Origin of the sequence: Mycobacterium colombiense (assembly GCF_003284975.1) — a bacterium.
GTDB lineage: Bacteria > Actinomycetota > Actinomycetes > Mycobacteriales > Mycobacteriaceae > Mycobacterium > Mycobacterium europaeum_A.
Genome location: NZ_QMEU01000003.1, coordinates 22,856 through 41,714 on the forward strand (window position 1 = coordinate 22,856; position 18,859 = coordinate 41,714).

Below are 18,859 nucleotides of genomic sequence, written 5' to 3' on the forward strand. Positions count from 1 at the left end.
AGTGTGCCCGACCCCGGGGGTGGTGAATCGGTAGGCTGCATATCGCCTGGCACCCGGGCCGGCCCGGGCAAGTGAGATGAGGGAGTGCCGTCGTGAGCGTCAAACGGCTCGGCCTGCCCTGGCTGGTCGCCCTGGTGATCATCCCACTTCTGCTAGCCGTGATCGGCCACGCGGTCTCGACGCGATCGGCGTCCGGTCGCGGGTCACCGGCGCCCTCGACCGGCGGTGGCGCGCCGACGATTTCGTTGGCCGCGTTCTCGATGGCCCGCAGCGGCGACAGCGTCACCCTGACCGGGGCCTTCCCGGACGAGTCCGCCAAAGCCGCGTTGCTGAAGGTCCTCGGCAGCGCGCTGCCCGCCCGCGTCGGCGTCGTCGACCAGATCCGCATCGACCCGGCCGTCGACGCCCTCGATTTCGCCAAGGCCAAACCGGTTTTCGTCGACAGCGCGTCGATCGCCGATTTCACCCTCACCGTCGGCGGCGACACCATCACGCTGGCCGGCACCGCGGCATCACCCGACCAGAAGGACACCATCGACACCGATGCCAAGCGGATCTGGTCCAACCTGAAAGTCATTGACAACCTTGCCATTAACTCACCGACGTCTGCGCCGCCCAGTGCCGCCGCGTCGTGCGCCAACCTGCAGTCGGCCATCAACACCCTGACCGACGGTGCGCTCACCTTCGAATCGAACCTCGGCAGCCTGACCGCGTCCGACGAGCAGGTTCTGACCAGGGTCGCCGACCAACTCAAGGCATGCCCGAACGCTCGCGTGGCGATCAACGGCTACGCCGACAGCACCGGCAATACCAGCCTGAACGTTCCGTTGAGCGAACAGCGCGCCCAAACCGTCGCGGCGTTTCTGGAAGCCCATGGCGTGCCCGGCGACCGCTTGACGACCACGGGTTTCGGCTCGGCCAACCCGGTCGCCCCCAATGGCACCGATGACGGTCGCGCCCAGAATCGCCGGGTCGAAATCGTGGTGAGCTGAGGAGCATTCGGTATGGACTTCGTCATCGGGTGGTTGTGGTACCTGCTCGCTTTTCTGGCCGGCTCGGCCGTCGCCTGGGTGGTCGCCACGATCCTCGACCGGGTGCGCAAGGGCGTGCGATGACCCACGTGAACTGGTGGCTTTTCGGTCTGTCCTTCGCGCTGGGGTTGGCGCTGACGCTCACGCTGATGATGGCACCCGCCAAAAGCCAAGCGCCTGTGGGAAAGTCGCGGGATGAGCGGGCGGTGCGAGAGCCCGACACGATCCAGATCCCGGTCACCGAAAAGCGCACCACGACCATCCCGGCCGCCGAACAGCGCACCACGAAGATCCCGGTCGCAAAGGAATCGCCGACCACCAAAATGGCGGTGACGCCCCGCGCGCCGTACGGCCCGGGCTCAGCCGACGCAGGCCCCGACGGCGGCGGGCCGGCGGGATTCCTGATCAAGGCCCGGATGGCCGAAAGGCTGTATCGCACGCCCGACGATCCGTCCTACGACTCAACCACCGCCCAGGTCTGGTTTCGGGACGAAAAGTCCGCGCAGCAAGCCGGTTTCACGCCGTGGCGCGACCACGGGGACAACCCCGTAGAGCGCTAGCTCGGGGCGGGGATCCGCAACACCAGGCGCGCGCCACCCAGCGGGCTGCTCTCCAGTGCGGCGGTCCCGCCGTGCAGCTGGGCCTGTTGGGCCACCAGCGCCAACCCCAGGCCCGAGCCGGAATGGGAGGCCGTCGATCCGCGCGAAAACCGATCGAAGACCACCTGTCGTTCGTCCTCGGGCACGCCGCTGCCGTTGTCGTCGATGGCGATCTCGACGCCGGCGCGCGAGCTGACCGCCGACAGCTGGACCTGGGTGGCGCCGCCATGCTTGACGGCATTGGCGATCGCGTTGTCGACGGTCAGGCGCAACCCGGCCGGTAACCCGACGATGATGCAGGTGGGTGACGGCACCAGCGAAACGTCGACCCCCGGGTAGATCCGGGCGGCATCGTGGGCGGCGCGGTCCAGCAGCTCGGTGATGTCGACGGGCACGTGGTCGTCGGCCGTCGACAGTTCGCCCTGGGCCAGCCGCTCGAGGGCGGTCAACGTGGCCTCGATCCGCGACTGCGTGCGGACCACGTCGCCCAACACCTCCTTGCGCTGGTCGTCGGGCATGTCCAGGGTGGACAGCACTTCGAGGTTGGTGCGCATCGCGGTCAGCGGGGTGCGCAGTTCGTGCGAGGACACGGCGGCGAAGTCGCGCGCCGACGCGAGCGCATCCTTGGTCCGGTCCTGTTCGGTCCAGATGCGCTGCAGCATCCCGCGCATGGCTTCGGCGATCTCGACCGCCTCGCTGGCGCCGCGCACCGCCACCTGCGGGCGTTCGTCGGCATCGATCGAACGGGCTTGCTGGGCCAGGCGTTTGAACGGCCGCACCGCGAAAGCGGCCAGGAGCCAGGCGAATACCGCCGCCGCGCCGATCGACAGCGCGCAGATCAGGATCACCCGGCGATGCAGGTTGTTGGTCTGGGCGATGGTGTCGTCGTAGGTCGCGCCCACCGCCAATGTCGCCGGCTGCGGCGCGCGGACCTCCAACGTTCGCACTCGATAGCGCACCCCGTTGATGTAGGTGTCGGCATAGCCCACGTCCAGCGGCGGCAGCGTGACGTCCGAGTTGGACTTGACCTGGCCGTCGCGCCGCACGGTGATCACGGTGTCCTGATCGTTGGGGGTGCGGGGGATGTCGTCGGGACCGCGGGGCAGGAAGGGAATGGCGAAACCCGCAGCCTCGTCCAGGCGGCGATCCAGGCGTTCCTTCCAGGCGCTGGTGATGCCGAACCACACCACCGCTCCGGCGATGACCACCACGATCGCGGTGCCGATGGCCGTCGCGACCGCGACCCGGGCCCGGAGCGAGGGCGTCCGGGTCAGGATTCGAGACAGGAACTTCATGGCCGGCCGACCTGATTACTGCATGCGCAGTACGAATCCCACTCCGCGCACGGTGTGCAGCAGCCGGGGGCCGCCGTTCGCTTCCAGCTTGCGGCGCAGGTATCCGATGAACACATCGACGACGTTGGTGTCGGCGGCGAAATCATAGCCCCACACCAGCTCGAGCAGCTGCGCGCGGGACAACACCGCGGTCTTGTGTTCGGCCAGCACCGCCAGCAGGTCGAATTCCCGCTTGGTCAGGTCCACGTCGACGCCATTGACCCGGGCACGCCTTCCCGGGATGTCGACCTCCAGCGGCCCTACCGTGATGGTTTCCGAGGACGACGTGGCCGTGGCGCCGCGGCGGCGCAGCAGCGCCTTGACCCGCGCGACGAGCTCGGCCAGCACGAAGGGTTTGACCAGGTAGTCGTCGGCGCCAGCCTCCAGGCCCGCCACCCGATCGTCGACCGAGCTGCGGGCGGACAGCACGCAGACGGGGACGTCGTTGTCCATCGCGCGCAGCGCCGTGACGACGCTGACGCCGTCGAGCACCGGCATGTTGATGTCGAGCACGATCGCGTCCGGGCGCGTCTCGGTGGCGCTGCGCAACGCCTCGGCGCCGTCGACCGCGGTCGACACCTCGAATCCGGACAGCCGCAGACCGCGTTCGAGCGACGCGAGCACATCTGAATCGTCGTCGACGACCAAGACCCGCGGTGAGCTAGCTCCAGTGTCCATGCGGCCCATTTTGCCTGATTGTCGACTATGGCTGTGGGAGGCTGCGCGGGAGTCTTGCCCGACGACCGCTCGGCCGGCGCCCGGAGGGTCAGGCATGAACCACGCATAGCCGCTTCGGCGTTTCTTATGCGTGGTTCACGTGTTGCGATCTGGGTCGGGGAGACCGATGTTGCGGTAGCGCCGCAACCGGGCGGCCAGCCGCTCGGCGGCGGGAAGTTCGCGCAGCGCCTGCACCTCGGCGGCGATGGCCCGCGCCAACCGCTGCGCGAACTCGACCGGCTCGTCGGCGGCGTCGGGATGCTCGGGCACGACGGCGTCGACGATCCCGGATCGCAGCAGGTCGACCGATCGGATGCCTTGTGCCGCAGCGAGTTCCGGGGCGTGATCGGTGTCGCGGAAGACGATCGCGCTGGCGCCCTCGGGCGGCAGCGGCGCCAGCCAGCCGTGCAACGCCGCCAGCACCCGGTCGGCGGGCACCATCGCCAGCGCCGGCCCGCCGCTGCCCTGGCCCAGCAGCACCGACACCGTCGGCGTATCCAGCGTCACCAGCTCGGCCAGGCATTGGGCGATTTGGCCGGCCAGCCCGCCCTGTTCGGCCTCGGCCGACAGGGCCGGTCCCGCGGTGTCGATCACCAACACCAGCGGCAGCCGCAGCTCGGCGGCCAGCGCCATGCCGCGCCGGGCTTCGCGCAGCGAGGCCGGCCCCACCAGACCACCCGTCAGTCGCTGCTGGCCCAGGACCACCACCGGCTGGCCGGCGAAGCGGGCCAGCGCCAACAGTGTGGTGGCCGCCTCTCCCTGGCCGGTCCCGGACAGCAGCACCCGGTCGGTGGCGCCGTGTCGCAGCAACAGCCCCACCCCGGGCCGGTCCGGCCGGCGCGACGCCACCACCGAATCCCACGCGGGAACGTCGGGTGTCGGTTCCGGCGGCGCCGAGGCGGGCAGCGGTTCGGGGGCGTCGGCGATGACGGTCATCGCGCGGTGCAGGGTGCGGCGCAGCTCATCGAGCGGGATGACGCCGTCGATCACGCCGTGGCGCTGCAGGTTCTCCGCGGTCTGCACGCCCTCGGGGAACGGTTCGTCGTAGAGGAGCTGGTACACGCGCGGGCCGAGGAAGCCGATCAACGCGCCCGGCTCGGCGACCGTGACGTGGCCCAGCGAGCCCCACGACGCAAACACCCCGCCGGTCGTCGGATTGCGCAGGTAAACCAGGTAGGGCAGGTGAGCCTGCTTGTGCAGCCGCACGGCCGCGGCGATCTTCACCATCTGCAGAAACGCGACCGTGCCCTCTTGCATGCGGGTGCCGCCGGAGCTCGGCGAGGCCAGCAGCGGCAGCCCCTCGGCCGTGGCCCGCTGCACCGCGGCGGTGATGCGTTCGGCCGCGGCCACCCCGATCGAGCCGCCCAGGAAGCCGAACTCGCACACCACGACCGCGACCCGGCGCCCGAAGATGCGCCCCTCGCCGGTCAGCACCGATTCGTCCAGACCCGTCGCGGCGCGGGCGTCGGCCAGCTCTTGGGCGTAGGCCGCGCTTACCGGCACGGCCAGCGGCTCGGTGTCCCAGCGCAGGAAGGAATTTTCGTCCAGCACCGCATCGCGTAGTTGACCAGCCGTGATACGACTCACGAGACGAGGCTATATAGGGTGGCTGCCATGATCGGTGTTACCCAGGCCGAGGCCGTGATGACCATCGAGCTGCAGCGTCCCGAGCGCCGCAACGCCTTGAACTCCGAGCTGGTCGAGGAGCTGCGCGAGGCCGTGCTCAAGGCGGGCGACGGCTCCACCCGCGCGATCGTGCTGACCGGTCAGGGCACGGTGTTCTGCGCCGGCGCGGACCTGTCCGGGGACGCCTTCGCCGCCGACTACCCCGACCGGCTCGTCGAGCTGCACAGGGTGCTCGACGCCACGCTGATCCCGGTCATCGGGGCCATCAACGGCCCGGCGATCGGCGCCGGCCTGCAACTGGCCATGCAATGCGACCTGCGGGTGGTGGCTCCCGACGCGTTCTTCCAGTTTCCGACCTCGAAATATGGCCTGGCGCTGGACAACTGGAGCATCCGGCGGTTGTCGTCCCTCGTCGGCCACGGCCGCGCCCGGGCGATGCTGCTGACGGCGGAGAAGCTGCCCGCCGACGTGGCGTTGCAAACGGGGATGGCAAACCGCATCGGCACACTCGCCGACGCGCAGGCCTGGGCGGCAGAGATCGCCGGGCTGGCGCCGCTGGCGATCCAGCACGCCAAGCGCGTGCTCAACGACGACGGCGCCATCGAGGAGGCCGGGCCGGTGCATAAGGAACTCTTCGACAAGGCCTGGAGCAGCCAAGACGTCATCGAAGCCCAGGTCGCCAGGATCGAGAAGCGGCCGCCGAAGTTCCAGGGAGCCTGACGATCATGCGGGGGACGCTGCGGCTGGTCGCCGGTACGGCGTCGCTGGCGGCCGGAAGCTGGCTGGTGCGAGCGCTGCACGGTGCGCCGGACGCGCTCGGTGCCCACCCCGCCTCGATCGCCGAGGTGACGGCTGGGTCGCCGAACTACCGCGACGGCGCCTTCGTCAACCTCGAGCCCCCCTCGGAAGCCAGGATGGACCGCGAGCAATTGCGGCTGGTCGCCTGGGAGCTGATCGGGAACCGGGGCGGCAGCCGGCCGAAGGGGCCGATCCCGCTGGCGTCGCCGGGAATCCTCGACGCCGACCCGAGTCGGCTGGCCGTCAGCTGGTTCGGCCACTCCACGGCGCTGCTGGAGATCGACGGCTACCGGGTGCTCACCGACCCGGTATGGAGCGACCGGTGTTCGCCGTCCGACGTCGTCGGCCCGCAGCGGTTGCACCCGCCGCCGATCCAACTCGAGGCGCTGCCCGCCATCGATGCAGTGGTGATCAGCCATGACCATTACGACCACCTCGACATCGACACGGTCCAGGCGCTGGCCCGCACCCAGCGGGCCCCGTTCTTCGTGCCGCTCGGCATCGGGGCCCACCTGCGCAGGTGGGGGGTACCCGAGCACCGCATCGTCGAGCTCGACTGGCACCAGAGCGCCAAGGTCGACGAGCTCACGGTGGTTTGCGTACCGGCGCGGCACTTTTCGGGACGCTTTCTGGACCGCAACACAACGCTGTGGGCGTCGTGGGCGTTCGTCGGGCCCACCCATCGCGCGTACTTCGGCGGCGACACCGGCTACACCAAGAGCTTCGCGCAGATCGGCGCCGACCACGGACCGTTCGACGTGACCCTACTGCCCATCGGGGCCTACAACACGGCATGGCCCGACGTGCACATGAACCCCGAGGAGGCGGTGCGGGCGCACCTGGACGTCACCGACGGTGGGCTGCTGGTCCCGATTCATTGGGGCACTTTCCGGTTGGCCCCCCACCCGTGGGCGGAACCGGTTGAGCGCCTGCTCGCCGCCGCGGGACCCGAGGGCGTGAACGTGGCGGTGCCGCTGCCCGGTCAACGCATCGATCCCGCGACGCCGGGGGAATCCGATCCCTGGTGGCGGCTGTAGGTTCCCGCGGCGCGCATCGTCACCGCGTTAGGGTGCGCGGGTGACCACACGCGCGGCCATGGCCGCCATCGCCGCGGCGGTGCTCGGGCTGACGGGTTGCGGTTCCGGCCAGCCGACCGCCGGGCCGCCGTCCACACTGTCCGACGTCCCGCCCAACCAGGTCTTCGGCGTATCGATCCCCGCCGGCCGCATCGACGAGGCCGTCGCCAAGGTTGACGGACTGGTCGGCGACCTGATGAAAGGCAGCGGCATCCCCGGAATGGCCGTGGCCATTGTGCACCGCGGGAAGGTGTTGTATGCCAAAGGTTTTGGTATCAGGGACGTCAGCAAGGGGCAGGGTCAGGACAACAGGGTGGACGCCGACACCGTCTTCCAGTTGGCGTCGGTGTCCAAATCGGTCGGCGCGACCGTGATCGCGCACGAAGTCAGCGATAACGTCGTCGCCTGGGACACGCCCGTCGCAGCCAAGCTGCCGTGGTTCACGCTGAGCGATCCCTTTGTCACCGGCCATGTGACCGTCGGCGACCTGTATGCGCATCGCTCGGGGCTGCCCGACCACGCCGGTGACAAGCTCGAAGACCTGGGCTACAACCGTCGGCAAACGCTCGAGCGGCTCAAGTACCTGCCGCTGGACCCGTTCCGAATCAGCTACGCCTACACCAACTATGGGATCACCGCCGCGGCGCAGGCGGTGGCGGCCGCGGCGGGCAAGCCGTGGGAGGACCTGTCCGACGATGTGCTCTACCGCCCGCTGGGCATGACGTCGACCAGTTCACGGTTCGCCGATTTCCTGGCGCGGCCCAACCATGCGGTCAACCACATCAAGATCGACGGCACGTGGCAGGCCCGGTTCCAGCGTGACCCCGATGCCCAGTCGCCCGCGGGCGGCGTCAGCTCATCGGTGAACGACATGGCCCGCTGGCTGATGATGTTGCTGGGCAACGGAACCTACGACGGCCGGCGGATCACCTCACCGGAAGCGCTGCTGCCCGCCATCAGCCCGCAGGTGGTGTCGGCGCCCGCGAAAACTCCGCCGGCGCGCACCGGGTTTTACGGATACGGCTTCAACTCCTCGGTGGATTCCTCGGGACGCACCGAGTACAGCCATTCGGGCGCTTTCGATCTGGGCGCGGCGACCAACTTCGTCGCGCTGCCCGCCGAGGATTTGGGCATCATCGCGCTGACCAACGCCGCGCCCTACGGCATCCCGGAAACGCTGACCGCCGAATTCATGGACCTCGTCCAGTACGGCCACATCCGCGAGGACTGGGGGTCCCTGTACAACAAGGCGATCGGCTGGCTGAACAACCCGCTGGGCTCACTGGTGGGCAAGCGACCCCCGGCCAACCCCGCACCGGCCAGACCGCTCGGCGAATACGCCGGCGTCTACGCCAGCGACTATTGGGGGCCGGCCGTCGTCACCGAACGCGACGGCGCGCTGCAACTCGCGATGGGTCCGAAGAACCGGACCCTCACCCTCACCCACTGGGACGGCGACACCTTCACCTTCGGCCTGACCGACGAAAACGCCCCACCCGGAACGATTTCCAAGGCTACATTTTCTGGTTCGCCGACGCCTTCGCTGAACTTGGAATACTACGACTCCGACAAGCTGGGGACCTTCACGCGATGACTCTCGCCGCTACGTCTGGCCTGACCGACGCCGAAGTGGCGCAGCGGGTGGCCGACGGCAAGACGAACGCGGTGCGCGAACGCGCCACGCGCAGCATCGCCGACATCGTGCGCGCCAACGTCTTCACCCGGATCAACGCGATCCTGGGGGTGCTGCTGCTGATCGTGCTGGCGACCGGTTCGCTGATCAACGGCATGTTCGGGCTGCTGATCATCGCCAACAGTGTCGTCGGCATGGTTCAGGAGATCCGGGCCAAGCAGACCCTGGACAAGCTTGCGATCGTCGGGCAGGCGAAACCTTTGGTGCGCAGGCAATCCGGCACCCGGGCGGTGCCGCCCGCCGAGGTGGTGCTGGACGACATCATCGAGCTGGGCCCCGGGGATCAGGTCGTCGTCGACGGCGAGATCGTCGAGGAGGCGAACCTGGAAGTCGACGAGTCGCTGCTGACCGGTGAGGCCGACCCCATCGCCAAGACCGTCGGCGACGCGGTGCTGTCGGGCAGTTTCGTCGTCGCGGGCAGCGGCGTTTACCGCGCCACCAAGGTCGGACCGGACGCCTATGCGACCAGGCTCGCCGAGGAGGCCAGCAAGTTCACCCTGGTGAAATCCGAACTGCGCAACGGCATCAACCGCATCCTGCAGTTCATCACCTACCTCTTGGTGCCCGCCGGTCTGCTCACCATCTACACCCAGTTGTTCACCACCACGCACACCGGCTGGCGGCAGGCCGTGCTGCGCACCGTCGGCGCGCTGGTGCCCATGGTCCCCGAGGGGCTGGTGCTGCTGACGTCGGTCGCGTTCGCGGTCGGGGTGGTCCGGCTCGGTCAGCGCCGCTGCCTGGTGCAGGAGCTGCCCGCCATCGAGGGACTCGCGCGGGTCGACGTGGTCTGCGCGGACAAGACCGGCACCCTGACCGAAAGCGGCATGCGGGTCGCGCGGGTCGACGAACTCGACGAACCGGGGCAGCGCCCGCCCATCGCCGACGTGCTGGCGTCGTTGGCCGCCCAGGACCCGCGACCCAACGCGAGCATGCGGGCGATCGCCGAGACCTACAGCGAGCCACCCGGCTGGACCGCCACGGCGACAGCGCCTTTCAAGTCGGCCACCAAGTGGAGCGGTGTGTCCTTCGCCGACCACGGCAACTGGGTGCTGGGAGCGCCGGACGTGCTGCTCGAGCCGGGATCGGCGGCCGCCGAACAGGCCGAGCGGATCGGCGCGCAGGGGATGCGGGTTTTGCTGGTCGCCGCCGGCGACGTCGCCGTCGACCACCCGGACGCGCCGGGCCGCGTCACCCCCGTCGCGCTGGTAATCCTCGAACAGAAGGTGCGACCGGACGCCCGCGAGACGCTGGATTACTTTGCCGGGCAAGGTGTTTCGGTCAAGGTGCTGTCCGGCGACAACGCTGTGTCGGTCGGGGCCGTCGCCGGCAAGCTCGGGCTGCACGGCGAGACGATGGACGCGCGCCAATTGCCGTCGGAGCCGGCACCATTGGCCGACGCGCTGGAATCCCACACCACGTTCGGTCGGGTCCGGCCGGACCAGAAACGCGCCATCGTGCACGCCCTGCAGTCGCATGGCCATGCCGTGGCGATGACCGGTGACGGTGTCAACGACGTGCTGGCCCTCAAGGACGCCGACATCGGCGTCGCGATGGGCTCCGGCAGCCCGGCGTCTCGCGCCGTCGCCCAGATCGTCCTGCTGGACAACAGGTTTGCCACGCTGCCCTACGTCGTCGGTGAGGGGCGCCGGGTGATCGGCAACATCGAGCGCGTCGCCAACCTGTTCCTGACCAAGACGGTGTACTCGGTGCTGCTGGCCTTGCTGGTGGGCATCGAATGCCTGCTCGCCAAACCCCTTAATGCCGACCCGCTGCTGTATCCGTTCCAACCCATCCACGTCACCATCGCGGCCTGGTTCACCATCGGCATACCGTCGTTCATCCTGTCGCTGGCGCCCAACAACGAACGGGCCCACTCGGGTTTCGTGCGCCGGGTGCTCACCTCCGCGCTGCCCTGCGGGCTGATCGTCGGCGCCGCGACGTTCGCGTCCTACCTGCTGGCCTATCACGGCCGCCACGCCACCTACGTCCAACAGGATCAGGCGTCGACCGCGGCGCTGATCACGCTGCTGATGACGGCGCTGTGGGTGCTGGCGGTGGTGGCCCGCCCCTACCAGTGGTGGCGGGTGGCGCTGGTAATCGCTTCGGGCCTGGCCTATGTGGTGATTTTCAGCCTGCCGCTGGCGCGCAAAGCGTTCCTGCTCGACCCCTCCAATGTCGCGGTGACCGCCACGGCGCTGGGGGTCGGCGTGCTGGGCGCGGCCGCGATCGAGGCCACGTGGTGGATCAGGGCCAAAGTGCTGGGCGTGCAGCCGCGATTGTGGCGCTGAGAGCGCCGAACTCACCGCAGGGCGTCGTCACCGGCCAAGTACGATGCCGGGAAAAGGGAGGGCGCATGGGATTCCTGGACAAGGCGAAGGACCTGTTGTCGCAGAACGCCGACAAGGTCGAAATGGCGATCGACAAGGCCGGCGAGTTCGTCGACGACAAGACGCAGGGCAAGTACACCGACACCATCCACCAGGTGCAGGAGCAGGCCAAGAAGGCCGCCGGCACCGCGGACACCGGCGACCAGCAGAACTGAGCAATGGCCAAGCTTTCCGGATCCATCGATGTCCCGCTGCCACCCGAGGTGGCCTGGCAGCACGCCTCTGACCTGTCCCGGTACAAGGACTGGCTGACCATTCACCGGGTGTGGCGCAGCACCTTGCCCGACGAGATCGAAAAGGGCACGGTCGTCGAGTCGATCGTCGAGGTCAAGGGCATGTACAACCGGATCAAATGGACGGTGGTGCGCTACAAGCCGCCCGAGGGCATGACGCTCAACGGCGACGGCGTCGGCGGGGTCAAGGTCAAGCTGATGGCCAAGATCGCGCCCAAGGACGACGGCTCCGTCGTCAGCTTCGACGTGCACCTGGGCGGCCCGGCGCTGTTCGGGCCGATCGGCATGATCGTCGCCGCCGCCCTGCGGGGCGACATCGACCGGTCGCTGGAGAACTTCGTCACGGTGTTCACCCGATCCGACCCCAGCACAAACGGCGACGGCAGGGCGCACGGCTGATCGCCGATGAGTTTTCGGCTAGGCGGCAGTCGATCAGGGTGACGCCCCCTCGTCCGGGGGCCAGACGCCCCAAGGAGGTCACCGTGCCCACCCGTGACAGCGCGCCGCTGGGCGCTCCCTGTTGGATCGACCTGACCACATCCGACGTGGCCCGTGCCCAGGAGTTCTACGGCGCGGTCTTCGGCTGGACGTTCGAAGCCGCCGGTCCCGAGTACCACGGATACGTCAACGCCGCCAAGGACGACCATAAGGTCGCCGGCCTGATGGCCAATCGGCCCGAAGCTGGGTCACCGGACCACTGGACCACCTATTTCCACACCGCCGACCTCGACGCCACGCTGTCCGCGGTGACCGGCGCCGGTGGGTCGGTGTGCATGGCGATCGAGGTGCCCGCGAAGGGCCACATGGCCGTGGCGACCGACCCAACCGGCGCGGTGTTCGGCTTGTGGCAGCCGCTGGAGCACCGTGGTTTCGAACTGATCGGGGCGCCCGGCAGTCCGGTCTGGCACCAGCTGACCACACGCGGCTACGGCGCGGCCCTCGACTTCTACCGCGACGTGCTCGGATGGCAGACCGAGTCGGTTTCCGATACAGACGAATTCCGCTACAGCACTGCACGGTTCGGCGATGAGGAGCTGATCGGCGTGATGGACGGCGCAGCTTTGCCGGAGGAGATTCCGCCGAACTGGGTGATCTTCTTCGGCGCCGAGGATGTCGACAAGACGCTGCGGGTGATCGCCGACCACGGCGGCGCGGTGGTGCGAGACGCCGAGGACACCCCGTACGGACGGCTGGCCGCCGCGAGCGATCCGACGGGTGTGATCTTCAACCTGTCCTCGCTGCCGACCTAGCGGTCCAAGTGCGGCGAGCCGCACGCGCGCTCACGCGGCCCGGTGCCGCAGTCCGTTAATCTCGCTAGCATGACTCGCCGACTCCGTCCCGGTTGGCTGGTGGCGTTTTTCGCCGTGGTGGTGTCGGCCAGCGCATGGCTGCCGTGGCTGAGGACGAACGTGAACGGCGGGGGCTGGGCCAACGCCATCGGCGGCGCCCACGGCAACCTGGAACTGCCGCGGGGATTCGGCGCGGGCCAGCTCATCGTGCTGTTGGCCTCTTCGCTGCTGGTGGTCGGCGCGATGATCGGTCGTGGCCTCTCGGTGAAGGTGGCTTCGGTTGCCGCCCTGCTGGTTTCGTCGCTGTTGGTGGCGCTCACGGTGTGGTATTACAAGATCAACGTCAGCCCGCCGGTGTCGGCCGAATACGGCCTCTATGTCGGGGCGGGCGCTGCCGTCTGCGCGGTGGCGTGCTCGCTGGTGGCCGTCATCGCGGCGCTGGCCTCCGGCCGGCCCGGCCGCTGAACCGTCAGGCCGACGGGAATTCGTGCTTGCCCGAACTGGCGCTGTGGTCGGGCTCGTTGACACCGAACACGAAGGGCGCGAACACGATCTCGCGACCGTCCGGGTCGCGGAAGGTGACCGCACCGGTGGCCGCCCAATAGGGGTGCTGTTCGACAGGCGACGTCCCGGCCGCTAGAAGACGGGCGATCGCGGCCTGTTGGGCCCGCTTGTCGGGGAAGTACAGGCACAGCTGCTCGTGCTGGTCCACAGCGATGGGCTCGGGCGATTCGACGATCTCCAGCGTCAGGTTCCAGCTGGGCAGTCCGAAAATGGCGCCGTTGTTGCCGTAGCTTCCCTCGAAAGTCTCATAGAGCGGCAGCCCCACTAGTTCACGGTAAAACCGCACCGTCTCAGAGAAATTCGACGACCGGCGAGCGAAACGCAGACCGCCGATTGAGGCCAGCTGTGCGGGCCAGTGCGTCATCCGGCGGCGATGCGGCATCGTCACAGCCCAATCGCGGCGGCCGCCGACTCCATGGTGCGCCAGTGCCGCAGCTGTGTTCCGGGCGCCCACGTCGAATGGGTGCCGCTGGAGATGCGCTCGGGCAGTTGCAGTTTGCACACCGGGCCGTCGCCGACCCGGGCGGCGTCGAACACCAGGCAATAGGAGGCGTCGGCGGTCATATCGGTGGTGAGGGTGAGCAGGTAGCCGTCGTCTTCGCCGATGGCGCCCGCGCGCGGCGCCATCGCGGTCTCGCTGCCGTAGACGCCATCGCCGAAGGCGAACTTCTCCTCGTGCCCGGTGCGCAAGTCGTGTTTGACCAGACCGTCGAACAAGAACCAGCCGGGCTTGCCGGTGGCGGCGTAGGTGTAGCGGTAGTCGCCGCCCGCGTGCTCGGGATTGATGGTGCCGAACTCGGTGATGGACTCCGAGAGCCGCTCTTCTCGCACCGCGCCGGTCACCAGGTTGAAGCGCCACCGATGCAGCCGGGCCTGCAGGCGATCCAGTGCGAGGAAGCGAAACAGCTTCTCCCACTTGGTCCCTCCGGTATCCAGGGGAGACGGATCGCCCTCGAAGAATCCGTCGAGCACGATCTCGTCGCCGACTTCGTAGGCGTTGGTGAAGTGCAGCACGAACGTCGGGTCGGCCTCGAACCAGCGAATGTCTCCGGTGCCGCCGCGGCGGGGAATCACCGCGAATCGCGACGGCATGTCGGGATAGAAGCGGGGCAGATGCACGTCGTGTGCGAGCAGCTGAGGATCCCAGAACAGCGGGAAATCGTTGAGGATGGCGTAGTTTTCAGTGAACGCCATGTCGTGGGGGAGCCGCGGCCCGGGCAGCGGGATGTCGACATAGTGTGCGAGCTCGTTGCGCTCGTCGACGACGCCGTAACGCATGTACGGCTCTTGCTTACTGTAGTTGAAGAACAGTAGTTCGCCGGTTCTGTTGTCTACCTTGGGATGTGCGGACACCCCCCAGTCGGCCGGGAAGCCGCCGTTCCAGGACTCCTTGCCGAGGGTGTCGGCCGTGTACGGGTCGATCCGGTACAGGTCACCGCACTGGTAGAAACTGGTCAGCGCGACCCCGCGGTGGACGATGACGTCCGTGCTAGACGCGTCCTTCATCTGGGTGCGCGCGCCCCACCCTTTCTCGCGGCGCGCAAGCTGGACGGGCTCGGCCAGACCCGGCCACAGCGGTTCGCCGGCCTCGTTCTCGGCGAGAAAACCGTCGGTGCGGATGAATCTGTTGCGGTAAAAGGCCTTTCCGTCGCGGAAGCCGACCACGTGCATCATGCCGTCGCCGTCGAACGGGTGGTAGGTCTTGAGTGCGGGGTGGAGCGGGTTCTCGGTGTTGCGCAGGTAGACGCCGTCCAGGTCGCGGGGGATCTCACCCTCGACGGCGACGAGGTCGTCGGCGTCCCACTCGGTGGTCTGGGGGCGCCATGGCCCGGTTCGGTAGGGGTGATCGTCGTCTTCGGGCAGGGTTGTCAGGAACTTGCCGACGATTTCAACATCCATGGCTCATGCGCCTTGGGTGCCGCTGACGACGAAACTGACTGTGGTGGCGGTACTTCCGCCGAAGTTCAGCGTGCCGAAGGTCTGCGCGCCGTCGACCTGATACTCGCCGGCGGCGCCGCTGACCTGCTTGGCCGCGTCGAGCAGCATCCGCACGCCGGTCGCGCCGACCGGGTGTCCGCCGCCGATTAGCCCGCCGCTGGGGTTGATCGGCAGCCGGCCCCCGATCTCGATCTCGCCGTTCTCGATGGCCTTCCACGATTCACCCGGACCGGTCAGCCCGAGGTGGTCGATGGCCAGGTACTCGCTGGGGGTGAAGCAGTCGTGCACCTCGAATCCGTCCACGTCGTCGAGGCCGCGCCGCGCGCGGCGCAACGCATCGGCGACCGCGGCCCGTACGTGGGGCAGGACGTACGGGTCGCCGTCGGCGTGGTCCAGTTTCTGTCGCAGTCCCAGCCCGACTGTGTGGTGACCCCACCCGTCGATGCGCCCGATCGGGCGTGCATCGGGGTGCTCGCGCAGATAGGCGTCGCTGACGAGCACCAAACCCGCGCCGCCGTCGGTCATTTGGCTGCAGTCGAACCGCCGTAGCCGGCCTTCGGTGATCGGGTTGGTCGCGTCATCGTCGCCGATCGGGTCCGGGATGGTCCACTCGCGGGTCTGCGCGTTGGGGTTGCGCCGAGCGTTGGCGAAGTTGAGCTGTGCGATGGCTCGCAGGTGTGCGTCGTCCAGGCCGTACCGCCGGTCGTATTCGTCGGCCACTTGGGCGAACATGGACGGCCACAGGTAGCGGGCGTCGGCGCCCTCGTGTCCGGTCCACGCGGCGGCACCCAGATGCTGGGCGGCGGTGTCGCCGGGGACGGTCTTCTCCAGCTCGATGCCCACCACCAGTGCGGTGTCGTATGCGCCCGATCGCAGATCGGCCATCGCCGCCAGCACCGCCACGCTGCCGGACGCGCACGCCGCTTCGTGCCGCGAGGCCGGGGTGTCCCACAGGCCGTCGCAAACCGTGGCCGGCATCGCCCCGAGGTGGCCCTGGCGGGCGAACATCTCACCGAAGGCGTTGCCGACGTGCACCACCTCGATGGCGACCGGATCGACCTTCGCCGCGGTGAGTGTGGCGTCGACGACCTCGACGGTCAGCGCGGCGAAGTCGCGGCCTTCCCTGGTCAGGTTGCGCGCGAAATCGCTTTGGTAACCACCGAGAATCCACACACCGCGCGGCCCATCCATACGCCGACGGTACTCCCGCACGGCTGTGTTGTTGAGGCCTATCGGCGAGCCGCTGCGGACCGGTGTCAGGCGGTGAAAGCCCCGAAGAAAGGGCGGCCCCGTCGGCTCTCGGGCTGAACCGACGGGACCTAGGCGGACACGAAGGCCGGCCGACGTGCTCGCCTCTGTTGGATCATTGCCGCCCATGACGGTCGACAAACATGCTGACCCAATCTGTTTCAGTGTGGCACGCCGTTCGCGCGGTGCCAGGCGAATGGCGGATCTCGTTTTGCGTGTGTGCAACAGCGTTGGGTCGGTTCCGTCGGCGAGAGGCTGAGCTGCGCCAATGTGGTGCGCTTGTACCGATGCGGGCGGGGGCGCGACCGGCGCAGCGCTCCGCTGCCCGGGGCTGGACGACGGGTCGCCGCGCCGGCTTATGTCGTTGCCGTCTCCTCGAGTTGCTCAGCAAAGTGGCGTCGCCACCCACCGCCGCGCCTCGAAACAACCGCGCGGGCGCCGATGGACCCGTGTGCGCAATGCCCGGTCACCGAGCGGCAGGCATGCCCGCCGGCGGGAAGGCGCCTCGGTTCGGTCCGATCGGCCCGTGGGCCATCCTGGCAGCGCTTCCGGCGCCGCATAGTCGACTGTGTTGGCGAGAATGGCAAAGCCGACAACGCCTCTCAACTGCACGGATCGGCTCGGAGTTAACCGTCAAATGGCTGCTGCACCGCCGCGATCTCCGCGTTGCGACACGGTCACGGATGGATACCTATCGGTTCATCACTGGTCACATATGCCCCGTAGATCACTATCGTCACATGAGCCCGCTTAGGACCGGCGTCCTACCCTCGAAAGGTGTTACATGTCGGCGTTTCTGCGAAGTGTGTCGCTCACGATGGCGTCGGCGGCCGCTGTCGGATTCGTCCTCGTGATCGGGCCCGCGCCAACTGCAAACGCCACACCGTGTGGGGCGCCCGAGGCGAACGTCGATCCTCCCGCCCCGCCGGTGTCCATGCCCGCGCCGCAGCCGGTCGTCCAGCCGCCGACCGGGCGCAGGCCCACGCATACGAATGACCAGGCGCCGCTGCCGCGGCTGGGTCCGCTGATCTCGTCGTTGCTCAAGCCGGCCGCTCCGGGCCGACAGTACTCCGCACCGGTGCATCCGCGAGCCGAAGGGCCCGGAGCCGACCCCTCCGCGCCGATGTATCCGCAAGCCGAGGTGCTCCCGCCCGGCCCCAATCCGCCCGCGCCCGGGGTTCCCGCGCTGCCGCCGAATGCCAACCAGCTGCGTCCCAACGCCGCGCCGATTCCGCAACCGCAGCCCGAGCCGGGACCGCCGCCCCCTTCGATCGCCGGGGCGCCGACGTCGCTGGTCGACTGGGTGACCGGACCGAACGGTCCGAACAAGACCCTGCAACGCTTCAGCATCTCCGGTACCGACCTCGGGATCGCCTGGGACAACGGCGATCCCGCCAACCGTCAGGTACTGATGGCCTTCGGTGATACGTTCGGCTATTGCAAGGTGCACGGCCAGCAGTGGCGCTACAACACCTTGTTCCGCAGCAACGACCACGACCTGTCCAAGGGGATTCACATCGCCGACGGTGTGGCCAACGACCGGTATTCGGGGTCGCCCGTGTGGGCGCCCGGGCTGTCCAAGCAGGTCGTCAACACCATCCACAAGGCGGCGCACGAGACCGGAATCATCCCGACCGCGGCGATGTCCATGGGCCGCACGCAATACATGAGCTACATGTCGATCCGCCAGTGGGGCCGCGACGGCGAGTGGTCGACCAACTACTCGGCGATCGCCAGGTCCAATGACAACGGCCAGAACTGGGGGATCTTCCCTACCACCATCCGCACCGCCTCACCGGATGCCATTCCGGGAGCCGGGTTTACGCCGGGCAATGAGAACTTCCAGATGGGCGCGTTCCTGAAGGGCAACGACGGCTACCTCTACCAGTTCGGCACCCCGTCGGGACGTGGCGGCGCGGCGTTTTTGTCCCGCGTCCCACCGAATCAGTTGCCCGACCTGACCAAGTACCAGTACTGGAACGGCGACAACGGCGGCCATTGGGTCGCAAACAATCCCGGCGCGGCGACGCCGATCTTCCCGGGACCGGTCGGCGAAATGTCAGCGCAGTACAACAGTTATCTCAAGCAGTACCTGGTGCTCTATACCGACGGCGGCAGCAACGACGTAGTGGCAAGGACCGCGCCGACGCCGCAAGGCCCATGGAGTCCCGAGCAACCGCTGGTGTCCTCCTTCCAGATGCCCGGCGGCATCTACGCGCCGATGATCCATCCCTGGTCGTCGGGACGAGACCTGTACTTCAACCTGTCGTTGTGGTCGGCATACGACGTGATGCTGATGCACACCGTGCTGCCGTAAAGCATTGCC

17 protein-coding genes and 1 pseudogene are annotated in these 18,859 nt (G+C 68.3%); 12 read left to right on the plus strand and 6 right to left on the minus strand.

Features of this window, described 5'->3' with window-relative positions; all coding sequences use genetic code 11:
* Nucleotides 1–92 precede the first annotated feature (92 nt).
* From DQP58_RS01945 to DQP58_RS01950, 3 genes and pseudogenes are all read left to right on the plus strand, one after another.
* On the plus strand, nt 93–992 hold the full coding sequence (locus tag DQP58_RS01945) for an OmpA family protein (protein ID WP_112706825.1): 900 nt from the start codon (nt 93–95) through the stop codon (nt 990–992).
* A gap of 12 nt (nt 993–1,004) precedes the next feature.
* Nucleotides 1,005–1,085 (plus strand): annotated as a pseudogene (locus DQP58_RS27000) (hypothetical protein); the annotation flags it as partial.
* A gap of 26 nt (nt 1,086–1,111) precedes the next feature.
* Nucleotides 1,112–1,591 (plus strand): hypothetical protein, encoded by a 480-nt coding sequence (locus DQP58_RS01950; protein WP_112706826.1) that lies wholly within the window; start codon nt 1,112–1,114, stop codon nt 1,589–1,591.
* Here the strand turns inward: DQP58_RS01950 and DQP58_RS01955 are convergent.
* The 3 genes from DQP58_RS01955 to DQP58_RS01965 all read right to left on the minus strand — a co-directional run bounded on the left by DQP58_RS01955 (nt 1,588) and on the right by DQP58_RS01965 (nt 5,268).
* Complete coding sequence (locus tag DQP58_RS01955) at nt 1,588–2,925, minus strand: sensor histidine kinase (protein WP_112706827.1); 1,338 nt, start codon at nt 2,923–2,925, stop codon at nt 1,588–1,590. The two genes, DQP58_RS01950 and DQP58_RS01955, sit on opposite strands and share 4 nt — an antisense overlap.
* A gap of 15 nt (nt 2,926–2,940) precedes the next feature.
* Nucleotides 2,941–3,651, minus strand: coding sequence for a two-component system response regulator PrrA (gene prrA, locus DQP58_RS01960; protein WP_112632790.1), 711 nt, complete (start codon nt 3,649–3,651; stop codon nt 2,941–2,943).
* Nucleotides 3,652–3,777: 126 nt separating this feature from the next.
* Nucleotides 3,778–5,268 carry a carboxyl transferase domain-containing protein gene (locus DQP58_RS01965; RefSeq protein WP_112706828.1) on the minus strand — a complete coding sequence of 497 codons (1,491 nt, stop codon included), beginning with the start codon at nt 5,266–5,268 and terminating at the stop codon, nt 3,778–3,780.
* A gap of 27 nt (nt 5,269–5,295) precedes the next feature.
* Between DQP58_RS01965 and DQP58_RS01970 the strand changes: the two genes are divergently transcribed.
* The 8 genes from DQP58_RS01970 to DQP58_RS02005 all read left to right on the plus strand — a co-directional run bounded on the left by DQP58_RS01970 (nt 5,296) and on the right by DQP58_RS02005 (nt 13,248).
* A complete protein-coding gene (locus DQP58_RS01970; RefSeq protein ID WP_066866782.1) occupies nt 5,296–6,027 on the plus strand; it encodes an enoyl-CoA hydratase in 732 nt (243 codons plus the stop codon).
* A gap of 2 nt (nt 6,028–6,029) precedes the next feature.
* Entirely contained in the window at nt 6,030–7,142 is a 1,113-nt protein-coding gene (locus tag DQP58_RS01975; protein ID WP_112706829.1) for an MBL fold metallo-hydrolase, read from the plus strand.
* Nucleotides 7,143–7,182: 40 nt separating this feature from the next.
* A complete protein-coding gene (locus DQP58_RS01980; protein ID WP_205869310.1) occupies nt 7,183–8,775 on the plus strand; it encodes a serine hydrolase in 1,593 nt (530 codons plus the stop codon).
* Nucleotides 8,772–11,162 (plus strand): cation-translocating P-type ATPase, encoded by a 2,391-nt coding sequence (locus DQP58_RS01985; RefSeq protein ID WP_112706830.1) that lies wholly within the window; start codon nt 8,772–8,774, stop codon nt 11,160–11,162. The genes DQP58_RS01980 and DQP58_RS01985 overlap by 4 nt, the downstream gene beginning before the upstream one ends.
* Before the next feature lie 65 nt (nt 11,163–11,227).
* Nucleotides 11,228–11,416 carry an antitoxin gene (locus tag DQP58_RS01990; RefSeq protein ID WP_112706831.1) on the plus strand — a complete coding sequence of 63 codons (189 nt, stop codon included), beginning with the start codon at nt 11,228–11,230 and terminating at the stop codon, nt 11,414–11,416.
* 3 nt (nt 11,417–11,419) lie between these two features.
* On the plus strand, nt 11,420–11,893 hold the full coding sequence (locus tag DQP58_RS01995; protein ID WP_066866772.1) for a type II toxin-antitoxin system Rv0910 family toxin: 474 nt from the start codon (nt 11,420–11,422) through the stop codon (nt 11,891–11,893).
* Nucleotides 11,894–11,976: 83 nt separating this feature from the next.
* Nucleotides 11,977–12,744 (plus strand): VOC family protein, encoded by a 768-nt coding sequence (locus DQP58_RS02000; protein ID WP_112706832.1) that lies wholly within the window; start codon nt 11,977–11,979, stop codon nt 12,742–12,744.
* A gap of 69 nt (nt 12,745–12,813) precedes the next feature.
* Nucleotides 12,814–13,248 (plus strand): hypothetical protein, encoded by a 435-nt coding sequence (locus tag DQP58_RS02005; protein WP_112706833.1) that lies wholly within the window; start codon nt 12,814–12,816, stop codon nt 13,246–13,248.
* Between the two features lie 4 nt (nt 13,249–13,252).
* Here the strand turns inward: DQP58_RS02005 and DQP58_RS02010 are convergent, their stop codons facing one another.
* Genes DQP58_RS02010 through DQP58_RS02020 form a run of 3 tightly spaced genes read right to left on the minus strand, consistent with a single transcriptional unit; the run spans nt 13,253 to nt 16,476 of the window.
* Nucleotides 13,253–13,729 carry a VOC family protein gene (locus tag DQP58_RS02010; RefSeq protein WP_112706834.1) on the minus strand — a complete coding sequence of 159 codons (477 nt, stop codon included), beginning with the start codon at nt 13,727–13,729 and terminating at the stop codon, nt 13,253–13,255.
* Between the two features lie 2 nt (nt 13,730–13,731).
* Nucleotides 13,732–15,246: a carotenoid oxygenase family protein gene (locus tag DQP58_RS02015; protein ID WP_112706835.1), complete on the minus strand. Its 1,515-nt coding sequence runs from the start codon at nt 15,244–15,246 to the stop codon at nt 13,732–13,734.
* Nucleotides 15,247–15,249: 3 nt separating this feature from the next.
* Nucleotides 15,250–16,476 (minus strand): acetyl-CoA acetyltransferase, encoded by a 1,227-nt coding sequence (locus DQP58_RS02020; RefSeq protein WP_112706836.1) that lies wholly within the window; start codon nt 16,474–16,476, stop codon nt 15,250–15,252.
* Between the two features lie 841 nt (nt 16,477–17,317).
* Between DQP58_RS02020 and DQP58_RS02025 the strand changes: the two genes are divergently transcribed.
* The gene (locus tag DQP58_RS02025; protein ID WP_112706837.1) at nt 17,318–18,850 is read left to right on the plus strand and encodes a DUF4185 domain-containing protein; all 1,533 of its coding nucleotides are present in this window, start codon (nt 17,318–17,320) and stop codon (nt 18,848–18,850) included.
* Nucleotides 18,851–18,859: the final 9 nt, after the last annotated feature.

Excerpts from the sequence above, each read along its gene's own strand:
- DQP58_RS01985 (WP_112706830.1), top strand. The coding sequence starts at position 8,772 with ATGACTCTCGCCGCTACGTCTGGCCTGACCGACGCCGAAGTGGCGCAG.
- DQP58_RS01990 (WP_112706831.1), top strand. The coding sequence starts at position 11,228 with ATGGGATTCCTGGACAAGGCGAAGGACCTGTTGTCGCAGAACGCCGAC.
- DQP58_RS02020 (WP_112706836.1), bottom strand. The coding sequence starts at position 16,476 with ATGGATGGGCCGCGCGGTGTGTGGATTCTCGGTGGTTACCAAAGCGAT.
- DQP58_RS01955 (WP_112706827.1), bottom strand. The coding sequence starts at position 2,925 with ATGAAGTTCCTGTCTCGAATCCTGACCCGGACGCCCTCGCTCCGGGCC.
- prrA (WP_112632790.1), bottom strand. The coding sequence starts at position 3,651 with ATGGGCCGCATGGACACTGGAGCTAGCTCACCGCGGGTCTTGGTCGTC.
- DQP58_RS02010 (WP_112706834.1), bottom strand. The coding sequence starts at position 13,729 with ATGCCGCATCGCCGCCGGATGACGCACTGGCCCGCACAGCTGGCCTCA.
- DQP58_RS02025 (WP_112706837.1), top strand. The coding sequence starts at position 17,318 with ATGTCGGCGTTTCTGCGAAGTGTGTCGCTCACGATGGCGTCGGCGGCC.
- DQP58_RS01970 (WP_066866782.1), top strand. The coding sequence starts at position 5,296 with ATGATCGGTGTTACCCAGGCCGAGGCCGTGATGACCATCGAGCTGCAG.
- DQP58_RS01950 (WP_112706826.1), top strand. The coding sequence starts at position 1,112 with ATGACCCACGTGAACTGGTGGCTTTTCGGTCTGTCCTTCGCGCTGGGG.
- DQP58_RS01995 (WP_066866772.1), top strand. The coding sequence starts at position 11,420 with ATGGCCAAGCTTTCCGGATCCATCGATGTCCCGCTGCCACCCGAGGTG.
- DQP58_RS02015 (WP_112706835.1), bottom strand. The coding sequence starts at position 15,246 with ATGGATGTTGAAATCGTCGGCAAGTTCCTGACAACCCTGCCCGAAGAC.
- DQP58_RS02005 (WP_112706833.1), top strand. The coding sequence starts at position 12,814 with ATGACTCGCCGACTCCGTCCCGGTTGGCTGGTGGCGTTTTTCGCCGTG.